This is a genomic window from Curtobacterium ammoniigenes NBRC 101786 (assembly GCF_001571045.1).
GTDB lineage: Bacteria > Actinomycetota > Actinomycetes > Actinomycetales > Microbacteriaceae > Curtobacterium > Curtobacterium ammoniigenes.
The window spans coordinates 274,392-285,089 of sequence record NZ_BCSV01000005.1 but is presented as its reverse complement, the minus strand read 5'-3'; the positions used below and the strand labels follow the sequence as shown (position 1 = coordinate 285,089).

9 protein-coding genes are annotated in these 10,698 nt (G+C 66.8%); all 9 read right to left on the bottom strand.

Going from position 1 to position 10,698, the window contains the following annotated elements; genetic code table 11:
• Window positions 1-485: 485 nt before the first annotated feature.
• From tyrS to CAM01S_RS12465, 9 genes are read right to left on the bottom strand one after another with little or no spacing between them, the layout of a single operon-like run.
• Window positions 486-1,808 (bottom strand): tyrosine--tRNA ligase, encoded by a 1,323-nt coding sequence (tyrS, locus tag CAM01S_RS12505; RefSeq protein ID WP_066522170.1) that lies wholly within the window; start codon window positions 1,806-1,808, stop codon window positions 486-488.
• A gap of 21 nt (window positions 1,809-1,829) precedes the next feature.
• Window positions 1,830-2,510: a DNA-3-methyladenine glycosylase gene (locus CAM01S_RS12500; protein ID WP_066522169.1), complete on the bottom strand. Its 681-nt coding sequence runs from the start codon at window positions 2,508-2,510 to the stop codon at window positions 1,830-1,832.
• A complete protein-coding gene (argH, locus tag CAM01S_RS12495; RefSeq protein ID WP_066522167.1) occupies window positions 2,507-3,943 on the bottom strand; it encodes an argininosuccinate lyase in 1,437 nt (478 codons plus the stop codon). Before argH ends, CAM01S_RS12500 begins: the two co-directional genes overlap by 4 nt.
• Window positions 3,944-3,953: 10 nt before the next feature.
• Entirely contained in the window at window positions 3,954-5,150 is a 1,197-nt protein-coding gene (locus tag CAM01S_RS12490) for an argininosuccinate synthase (RefSeq protein WP_066522164.1), read from the bottom strand.
• 43 nt (window positions 5,151-5,193) lie between these two features.
• Complete coding sequence (gene argF / locus CAM01S_RS12485; protein WP_066522162.1) at window positions 5,194-6,114, bottom strand: ornithine carbamoyltransferase; 921 nt, start codon at window positions 6,112-6,114, stop codon at window positions 5,194-5,196.
• On the bottom strand, window positions 6,111-7,313 hold the full coding sequence (locus CAM01S_RS12480) for an acetylornithine transaminase (protein ID WP_066522159.1): 1,203 nt from the start codon (window positions 7,311-7,313) through the stop codon (window positions 6,111-6,113). The genes argF and CAM01S_RS12480 overlap by 4 nt, the downstream gene beginning before the upstream one ends.
• A complete protein-coding gene (argB, locus tag CAM01S_RS12475) occupies window positions 7,310-8,338 on the bottom strand; it encodes an acetylglutamate kinase (protein ID WP_083528013.1) in 1,029 nt (342 codons plus the stop codon). The genes CAM01S_RS12480 and argB overlap by 4 nt, the downstream gene beginning before the upstream one ends.
• A gap of 14 nt (window positions 8,339-8,352) precedes the next feature.
• Window positions 8,353-9,561: a bifunctional glutamate N-acetyltransferase/amino-acid acetyltransferase ArgJ gene (gene argJ, locus CAM01S_RS12470; protein ID WP_066522156.1), complete on the bottom strand. Its 1,209-nt coding sequence runs from the start codon at window positions 9,559-9,561 to the stop codon at window positions 8,353-8,355.
• Window positions 9,558-10,676 carry an N-acetyl-gamma-glutamyl-phosphate reductase gene (locus CAM01S_RS12465; RefSeq protein WP_066522151.1) on the bottom strand — a complete coding sequence of 373 codons (1,119 nt, stop codon included), beginning with the start codon at window positions 10,674-10,676 and terminating at the stop codon, window positions 9,558-9,560. Before CAM01S_RS12465 ends, argJ begins: the two co-directional genes overlap by 4 nt.
• Between the last annotated feature and the right edge of the window lie 22 nt (window positions 10,677-10,698).

Sequence of the window (10,698 nt, the reverse complement as noted above, 5' to 3'; positions counted from 1 at the left end):
AAAAAAATTACAACCACAATCCGAAAACCATGGCCGAGTTGAAACTGACCGTAAAGACCATCATTGCTGACAATCAATTCAATCCAAAAGGAATTGTCTCCGACACCCCAAAATGGGATGCACGGGGTCAATAAATTGGCATTGACAATGTGCACGCTGTTGAGTTCTCAAGGACCAGACGCACAAGAGATCCTGCCCGGAGGCAATCACTCATGGCTTAAAGGTCTGCCACCGCACGAACTCGCGGGGCGAGTTCGGTACTCATCCAGAAGGAGAGCGCCGGTGGGCTTTACATCCTAAGCGTCGAAGCGACCAACTGCAAGAGCCGATCTGAGCTTCGGTGGAGGACGGTCCCGCTTGAGGCCGACCGGCGCCGGGCTCTCGCTCCGGCCGTTCCGTTCGCACCTTTGGGGTGACGAGTGATTACTTTACGGAGCGGCTGCCCGGGGGGCCAAACTGAGGCGCGTCCCGGGCGTGTCGCGCTCTCACACCACGAGCGTCACACCCGACAGCGTCTTCTTTCCGCGACGCAACACGACGACGTCCCCGGGGAGTGCGAACGTCGCCAGCGACGCGGCCGGATCGTCACACCGCTCGTTGTTGACGTACACGCCCCCCTGTTCCATCGCACGTCGGGCCTCGCCCAGCGAGCGAACGAGTTCCGTCGACACGAGCGCGTGTGCGAGATCGACGTCTGGCTCGAGATCCGCGGCGCCAGGCAGATCGCCCACAGCCGCCCGAAGCGTGGCCGGATCCAGCGCTGACAGATCGCCGTTTCCGAACAGGGCCTCCGACGTTGCGACCGCGGCCTCAACCGCCGCTTCCCCGTGGACCAAGGAGGTGACGGCCACTGCCAACGCGCGTTGCGCCTCCCGCCGGAACGGCTCCGCTTCGACAGCGGTCTCCAGGCGCTCGATCTCGACGCGCGGGAGGAAGGTGAACGCCTTGAGCCGCGGGATGACGTCCTGATCTGCCGTGTTGAGCCAGAACTGGTAGAACGCGTACGGCGAGGTCATCTCCGGGTCGAGCCAGATCGCATTGCCCTCGCTCTTGCCGAACTTGGTGCCGTCCGCATTCGTGATGAGCGGCGTTCCCAGCGCGTGGACAACCGCCCCTTCCGCTTTGCGGATCAACTCCGTGCCGCTCGTGAGATTGCCCCACTGATCGCTCCCGCCGGTCTGCAGCGTGCATCCGTACCGGAGGTAGAGCTCACGGAAATCGAGTCCCTGCAGGATCTGGTAGCTGAACTCGGTGTAGTTGATCCCCGCTTCGGAATTGAGACGCGCGGACACCGCATCCTTCCGGATCATGGTGTTGACCCGGAAGTACTTGCCGATATCCCGAAGGAAATCGATCGCACTCATCGGAGCCGTCCAGTCGAGGTTGTTCACCATCCGGAGGCCGTTATCGCCATCGGGGCTGAGGAACCGGGACACCTGCGCCTGCAGACGCGTGACCCAATGCTCAACCGTTGAGCGGTCCTGCAATGTGCGCTCCGCAGTCGGCCGAGGATCGCCGATCAGACCGGTCGACCCGCCGACGAGGCCGAGCGGACGGTGCCCCGCCAGCTGCAGACGCCGCATGAGCAAGAGCTGGTAGAGGTTTCCGCAATGCAGGCTCGGTGCAGTCGGGTCGAAGCCGCAATAGAACGTGACCGGCCCCGACGAGAGCGCCTCGCGGATGCCCCCTTCGTCGGTGGAGACGTGGACGAGTCCGCGCCAGACGATCTCGTCCCAAATGGACTCGAAGGACGGGTCGTTCTCCTGGCGCGTCAGCAGGTCGGTCGCGGTTTCAGACACGCTCGCCATCGTAGCGAGCCCGTGCGGCGCTCAGACCGTTGCGCCCGGTTCGTCGAACGCCGCCGGGTGCCGCCGATACGCGGACACCGTCGGCTCGTCTGCGAGCCAGAACCGCCACGGGTAGGCGCTGCCGCCGGCGACACCGCGAATGCCGGTGCGCGGTCCACGCAGCACACGTGGGTGCGCACCGGATGCGTTCGACGCGGAGATCTCGTCGATCAGCGTGCGAACGGAGTCGGCATCGGAAGCGGTCGGGCCGAGTTCAAGTCGATACGGGCCGCCGCCCAGGAGGCTGGTCCCGTCGTCCTCGTCAAGGCGCGCGCCGATCGCCGTGCCGAAATTTCCCGGACCACGAGCGAGCGCAGTGTCTGCCACCGAACCGCGCCGGCTCCGTGCAACATCAATGCCGCCGACCACCTCCCCAGCCCGGAGGAGCAGGCCCGACGACACCCCCGCTTCGCCGCACACGACGTTCACGCACGTGTGGATGCCATACGACCGGTACACGTAGAGGTGCCCACCAGGGCCGAAGAGATGCCGATTGCGAACCCGCATTCCACGAAATCCGTGCGAGCCCGGGTCCTCGTCTCCCATGTACGCCTCGACCTCGGTGATGCGCACCCGCACACCGCGGCCACTGATCGTGGCGCCGAGCAGCACCGGCGCCACGTCGAGCGCCGGCGCGCGAAGGACCTCGTCGAGTGTGATCATCGATTGAGCGGCGGCTCCAACGACAGGTGCCCCACCCGCTCCGTCAGCTCCACGAGCTGCTCGGCGACGCGCTCCGGAGCGGTCCCGCCGACGCCGCCCCGACTGCGGACGCTCCCGTCGATCGTCAGTACCGCGCGAACAGCCGGCGTCAGATGCGGCGAGATCGTTGCGTACTCCGCGTCCGTCGGCTCGTCCAGATCGATCCCGCGGTCCTCGCAGAACCGCACCAGCGCGCCAGAGATCTCATGCGCCTCCCGGAACGGCACGCCCTGACGCACGAGGAAGTCCGCAACATCCGTCGCCAGCGAGAACCCCTGCGGTGCGAGCTCCGCCATCCGGTCGAGGTCGAAACTCAGCGTGGCGACCATGCCGGTGAATGCGGGGAGCAGCATTTCCAACTGCGCGACCGAATCGAAGACCGGCTCCTTGTCCTCTTGCAGATCTCGGTTGTACGCGAGCGGGAGGCCCTTCAACGTTGCGAGCAGCCCGGTCAGGTTCCCGATCAACCGGCCGGATTTACCCCGCGCCAGCTCCGCGATGTCGGGGTTCTTCTTCTGCGGCATGATGCTCGACCCGGTCGAGAAGGCGTCGTGCAAGCGCACGAACCCGAACTCCTTCGTGTTCCAGAGGATGATCTCCTCCGCGAATCGCGAGAGGTCGATACCGATCTGCGCCGCGACGAAGGCGAACTCCGCGACGACATCGCGCGCGGCAGTGCCGTCGATCGAGTTCTCGCTCGGGCGCGACAGCCCGAGATCGGCGGCCACCGCAACGGGATCGAGCCCGAGCGATGACCCGGCGAGCGCACCCCCGCCGTACGGCGACACGGAGGCACGGCTCGCCCAATCCCGCAAGCGCTCAAGATCGCGGACCAGCGGCCACGCATGCGCGAGCAGATGGTGCGCGAGCAGCACGGGCTGCGCGTGCTGCAGGTGGGTGCGGCCCGGCATGATCGCGTCCGGGTGCGCCGATGCCTGCGCGCTGATCGCGTCGATCAGGTCGACGAGAAGGCGCCCGACCTGACGCGCATGATCGAGCAGGAACAACCGGACGAGTGTGGCGATCTGGTCGTTGCGACTCCGGCCGGCCCGCAACTTGCCGCCGAGCGCCGGGCCGAGATCCGCGATGAGCAGACGCTCGAGTGCGCCGTGCACGTCCTCGTCCGCCTCGCTCGGGACGACCGCGCCCGATTCGACACGATCGAGCAGCCGGTCGAGTCCCGACAGCATCGCGTCGAGCTCGACATCGTCGAGGAAGCCAGCGGCACCGAGAGCCCGCGCGTGCGCGCGGGACCCGGCGATGTCGTAGGGCGCGAGCTGCCAGTCGAAGTGCGTCGAGCGGCTGAGCGTCGCGAGCTCGACGCTTGGGCCGCCCGCGAAGCGCGCCCCCCAGAGCGCTCCAGCGTTCGTGGTCCCCGGTGCAACGTCACTCATCGGCAGCCGATCAGTTCGCGAGATCGCGGCGCGCCGAGATCTTGCTCGGAAGCGACCAGATCTCGATGAAGCCCTTGGAGAGCGACTGATCGAACGTGTCGCCGGTGTCATACGTGGCGAGATCGAAGTCGTACAGGCTCTGATCGCTGCGGCGCCCCGTGACCGTGGCGCGGCCTCCCTGCAGGCTCAGTCGGATGTCGCCGGAGACCGATGCCTGCGTGTGCTCGATGAACGCGTCGAGGCTGCGCTTCAACCCGCCGAACCACAGGCCGTCGTAGACAAGGTTTGCCCACTCGGCCTCAACGCCTCGCTTGTAGCGGTTCACATCGCGCTCGAGTGTCAGGCTCTCGAGCTCCTCGTGGGCCGCGATGAGCGCCATCGCCGCCGGAGCCTCGTAGACCTCGCGGCTCTTGATGCCCACGAGGCGGTCTTCGACCACGTCGATCCGGCCGACACCGTGCTTGCCGGCGATCGCGTTCAGTTCCTGGACGATGCGGAGCGCGCTGAAGCGCTGCCCGTCGATCGCGACCGGGATACCGTGCTCGAATGTGATCGTGACCTCGTCGGCGTCACGCGGCACCGACGGATCCTGCGTGTAGGCGTAGAGATCCTCGATCGGAGCGTTCCACGGGTCCTCGAGGAACCCGGTCTCGACCGCACGACCCCAGACGTTCTGGTCGATCGAGTAGGGCGACTTCTTGCTCTGCTCGATCGGAAGCCCGTGCTCGTTCGCGTACACGATCGCCTTGTCGCGAGTGAGCGCGAGGTCTCGCACCGGGGCGATGCTCGAGAGGTCGGGCGCGAGCGCAGCGACGGCCGCCTCGAAGCGCACCTGGTCGTTGCCCTTGCCGGTGCATCCGTGCGCAACGCTGTCTGCGCCGAGCTGCTTGGCCGTGAGCGCGAGATGCTTGGCGATGAGCGGCCGGCTCAGTGCGCTCACCAGGGGGTAGCGCTTCTGATAGAGAGCGTTCGCCTTCAGGGCCGGCATGAGGTAGTCGTCCGCGAACTCGTCCTTCGCGTCGACGACGATGCTCTCCACGGCGCCGCAGTCGAGGGCGCGCTGACGGATCTTCTCCATGTCTTCGCCACCCTGTCCGACGTCGACGGCGAGCGCGACAACCTCTTTGCCGGTCGCGTCACGAAGCCAGCCGATGCCGACGGAGGTGTCGAGCCCCCCGGAGTACGCCAGTACGACCCGATCTGCCATGATTTCTGTTCTCCTTGCTGAATGACGGGAAAAGGAAGGACGGTCAGGCCGCGAGCAGCCAGGCGAGCAGCGCCTTCTGCGCGTGCAGGCGGTTCTCCGCCTCGTCCCAGATGATGCTGCGCGGACCGTCGATCACGTCCGCGGTGACCTCGTAGCCGCGGTCCGCCGGAAGGCAGTGCATGAACACCGCGTCCGGCGCTGCGTGCGACATCAGCCGATCGTCGACACGGTATGGCTCGAAGATCCGGAGGCGCTCGAGCTTCTCGTCCTCCTTGCCCATCGACACCCAGGTGTCCGTGACGACGACGTCCGCTCCGGCGACGGCAGCAACCGGATCGGAGACCACGAGCACGGAGCCGCCGGTCTCAGCTGCCCTGTTCTCGGCCGCAGTGACCACGTCGGGGCTCGGATCGAACGTGTCGGGGGCTGCTACGCGGACGTGCATGCCAGCGGTCGCGCACGCCAGCAAGTAGGACTGCGCCATGTTGCTGCGGCCATCGCCGACGAATGCGACGGTCTGCCCGGCAAGCGCACCCCGATGCTCGCGGATCGTCAGCAGGTCGGCGAGCAGCTGACAGGGGTGGAAATCGTCCGACAGCGCATTGACCACGGGAACCGTGGTACCCGCGGCCATCTCCTCGAGACCGTCCTGGCCGTAGGTACGCCAGACGATGGCCGACACCATGCGCTCGAGCACGCGCGCGGTGTCCGACGGGGTCTCCTTGCCGCCCAGCTGGCTGTTCGCGGTCGAGATGATGAGCGGGATGCCGCCAAGGTCGGAGATCCCGACGTGGAACGACACGCGGGTTCTGGTAGACGACTTGTCGAAGATCACCGCGACACTCTGCGGGCCGGCAAGCGGCTTCGCACCCCACCGGTCCTGCTTCATAGCCACGGCGAGGTCGAGGATCGCAGCCTGCTCTGCAGGCGTCACATCGTCGTCCCGAAGGAAATGGCGGGTCATGCGACAGCCTCCAAGCTGTTGGCGAGAACGCCGAGGAACTCGTCGATCTCATCGTTTGTGACAATGAGCGGGGGTGCGATACGCAAGCTCGATTCGTTCGGCGCGTTCAGGATGACGCCACGCTCGAGCGCATCGGCGGAGATCGCCGCAGCGACCGGCTTCGTGAGTCCGACGCCGACGAGCAGGCCTGCGCCGCGCACTTCTTCCACCAGCGGGCTCTGGAGGCGCGCAATGCCTGCACGAAGTCGCTTGCCCTTTTCGATGGCCGCGTCCACAAGACCGGACGTCTCGATTTCTGCGAGCACCGCGTTCGCGACACTGGTCGCCAACGGGTTGCCCCCGAACGTGGAGCCGTGCTGCCCTGCGGAGAAGAGGTCCGAAGCCCACCCGAACGTGACGAGGGCCCCGATCGGGAAGCCCCCCGCGATGCCCTTCGCGATCGTGATCGCATCCGGGGTGATGCCGTGGGATTGGAACGCGAACCACGAGCCGGTCCGACCGACTCCCGTCTGAATCTCGTCGAGGATGAGCAGGGCGCCGTGCGCTTCGGTCAAGCGACGCGCCTCCTGGAGGTAGCCCTCCGGGAGATCCACGACCCCGGCTTCTCCCTTGATCGGTTCGACCACCAGCGCTGCGACGCGGTCGTCGATCACCGCCGCAAGGGCCTCGATCGTGGAGTCGATGTGCTCCACGCCCGGCACCATCGGCTCGAAGTCGGCACGGAGCGCGGGCTTTCCCGTCAGCGCGAGGGCTCCCATGGTGCGACCGTGGAAGGAATTCTGCAGTGTCAGGATTCGTGTGCGTCGACCGTCGGCACCCTTGTTCAGTCGAGCCAGCTTGAACGCGGCCTCGTTCGCCTCGGCACCGGAGTTCCCGAAGTACACCCGCCCTGCATCACCGGCCCCGGTGATCCGCTTTAGCCGCTCGGCGAGCTCGAGTTGCGGCGGGGTGGCGAAATAGTTCGAGACATGCATGAGCTTCTGCGACTGCTCGGTGATTGCGCGAACGATCGCCGGATGTGCGTGCCCGAGTGAATTCACGGCGATCCCGGCGAGGAAGTCCAGATACTCCTTGCCGTTGACGTCCCACACACGGCATCCGCGCCCATGATCCAGCATGACCTTCGGCGGCACGAGGGAACGCATCAGCGACGCGCCGAAGCGATCGGCCCACGGGGCAGTCTCGGTACTCGTCGTCATTGCTGGTCGTCTCCCTGGCTTGTCGAGCTTGTCGAAGCGGAATGCTGGTGCGGAACGAGCGGCGACGGCGTTCCGGGTCTGCTGGGGCGCGGCCCGACCTGCGCGTGCGCGGTCTCGTTCTCGGATCGTCGTCGCGGATCCGGGATGACCTCGGTTCCGGCGCCGCGCAAGGTGAACACCTCGAGCAGGATGGAGTGCGGGATGCGACCGTCGATGATCGTCGCTCCGCCGACGCCCCCGACGACGGCATCGAGACATGCCGTCATTTTGGGGATCATCCCGGACTCCAGCGTGGGCAGCAGCTCCCGAAGTTCGTCGACCGCAATGAGATCGATGACGGAGTCGCGGTCCGGCCAGTTCCGATAGAGCCCGGGCACGTCGGTGAGCATCATGAGCTTCGCAGCACCGAGCGCGATGGCCAGTGCGGCGGCAGCAGCATCGGCGTTCACGTTCAGCGCCTGGTCCGGGTGCGCGCCGTCGACAGCGATGCTCGAGACCACCGGAATGCTGCCTGCGGCGAGCGCGGCGCGCACGCCGGAGGGATCGACGTGCGTGATGTCACCGACGTGGCCGAGGTCGAACAGCTCGCCGTCGATCATGACTCCGCGCTGCTCGCCGGTGAACAGTGATCCCCCATCGCCGAACACGCCGACACCGAGCCCCTCACCGTGTTCGTTGATGAGATCGACGATCTCGCGATTGATCTCGCCGGCGAGCACGTCGCGGACCACCGAGATGGCTGCCGTGGTCGTCACGCGATAGCCCCCGCGGAACTCGGACTCGATCCCCTGCTTGTTGAGAGCAGCAGAGATCTGCGGTCCGCCGCCGTGCACGACCACCGGGAACAGACCCGCGTACCGCAGGTAGACCATGTCCTCGGCGAACGCGCGCTTGAGGTCGTCGTCGACCATCGCGTTCCCGCCGAACTTGACGACGACGATCTTCCCTGAGAATCGCTTGAGCCACGGGAGAGACTCGATCAGCGTCGCTGCCTTGACGGCGGCGAGTTCGTGCTCGCTCTGCATCGGGTCGCCCTCGCTCAACTCGAGTACGCCGAGTTCTCGTGCACGTAGTCGTGCGTGAGGTCGTTCGTCAGGATGGTCGCCGACGCCGGGCCGACCTGCAGGTCGATGCGGACGTGAACGTCGCGCGGTGTGAGATCGACGTCGTCCGACGGTCGATCGGGTGCACCCGCGTGGCAGACACGGACGCCGTTCATGTGCACATCGACCTCGTAGGGATCGAAACGCGCGGAGGTCGTGCCGATTGCAGCGAGCACTCTGCCCCAGTTCGGATCATTGCCGAACACCGCTGCCTTGAACAGGTTGTTCCGCGCAACTGCTCGCCCCACCTCGACCGCGTCGTCCTCGCTCGCCGCACCCACCACCTCGATCGCGATGTCGTGGCTTGCGCCCTCGGCGTCCTGCTGGAGCTGGCGCGCAAGGTCCGCGCATACCGCGGTGAGTGCCTCCTGAAAGTCACCGACCTCAGGCTTCTGGCCGGAGGCTCCCGACGCCATCACGATGACCGTGTCGTTCGTCGACATGCAGCCGTCGGAGTCGACGCGATCGAACGTGACGCGGGTCGCGGCGCGCAGCGCCTGGTCGAGGTCGTCCGAGGACAGTGCAACGTCGGTCGTGATCACAACGAGCATGGTCGCAAGGCCGGGCGCGAGCATCCCAGCGCCTTTCGCCATGCCGCCGACCGTCCAGCCGTCTTCGGTCACCACCGACGTCTTCGGCCTCGTGTCCGTCGTCATGATCGCGGTCGCTGCACCAGGTCCGCCGTCTCCTGACAGCGCGGACGCCGTCAGCTCGACGCCGCGGAGAACGCCGTCTCGGAACGTCTGATCCCCGACGCCGATAAGACCGGTGGAACAGATGAGGACATCAGTCGCCGACAGATCGAGCGCCGCGGCCACCGCTTCCGCCGTCAGGTGGGTCGTCTGGAAGCCGAAGGACCCCGTGAAGCAGTTCGCGCCTCCCGAATTGAGGAAGACGGCACGCGCACGGCCGTCGGCAGCGACCTGCTGGGACCAGATCACCGGGTGCGCTTTCGCCCGGTTCGAGGTGAAGACCGCGGCCACCGCGTCGGCGGGCCCGTCATTCACGACGAGTGCGACATCGGGCTTTCCGCTCGTCTTCAAGCCGGCCGTCGCGCCAGCGGCTCGGAAGCCGGCGGCGGCCGTCACTCCCTGCGACGACGCGTCGTTCGTCGCGGCTGCGTCGGATGCTGGGATCGTCGTCATGGTGCTACCCCGTTCACGCTGAGGCCGAGCGCTTCGGGAAGTCCGAGCGCGATATTCGCGGACTGGATCGCCGCACCGGCGGTGCCCTTCACGAGATTGTCGAGCGCGGTCACCGTGACCACGCGGCCGGCCGATTCGTCGACCGCGAGCCCGATCAGCGCAGTGTTCGCGCCGATCGTGTCAGCCACACGCGGCATCTGCCCGGCGGGAAGCAGGTGAACGAACGGCTCGTCGGCGTACGCCTGCTCCCAGGCCCAGCGCACATCGTGCGCGCCGACGCCCGGGGCAAGGCGCGCCGTGGTGGTCGCAAGGATCCCTCGCGCCATCGGGACGAGCACCGGTGTGAACGAGACGCGAACGCTCGAGGCGCCGGCAACGCGCAAGTTCTGCTGAATCTCGGGGATGTGCCGATGAGTGCCCCCGACTGCGTACGCACTCGCGGAGCCCATAATCTCCGCTGCGAGGTACGACGGCGCGAGCTTCTTCCCGGCGCCGGATGGACCCACACTCAACACGGCGACCAGGTCGTCGGACTCGACGACGCCGGCGTGCACGCCGGGCGCGATTCCGAGCGTGACCGCGGTGACGTTGCAGCCCGGCACGGCGATGCGTTTCGTGCCACGGAGGAGCGCACGCTGCTTGCCGTCATCGGCGCCCCCAGGATGGTCCGCCCCAGTGTCCCGCCACTCGTCGGGCTGCGCGGGCCGATCGGTCACACTGGCGGCACGAAGCAGCTCCGGGAGACCGTACGTCCACGCGCCGAAGTAGTCACCCCCGTAAAAGCGATCCCACGCCGCCCGGTCGGTGAGGCGGTGGTCAGCGCCGCAATCGACCACCACGGTCTCGTCCGGCAGATCCGCCGTGATCGCGCCGGACTCACCGTGCGGGAGCGCGAGGAACACCACGTCGTGTCCCGCGAGCGTCGCGGACGTCGTTTCGGACAGGCGCAGATGCGCGAACGAGCGCAGATGTGGTTGCACGTCGATGAGTCGTTCCCCGGCGCTGCGGAACGCGGTCACCGTGCGAACGTCGAACTCGGGGTGCGCGGAGAGCAGGCGAAGGACCTCGCCGCCCGCGTAGCCGCTCGCTCCTGCGACGGCAACGGATATGGACATCTGATTTCCACCTCGTGATCGG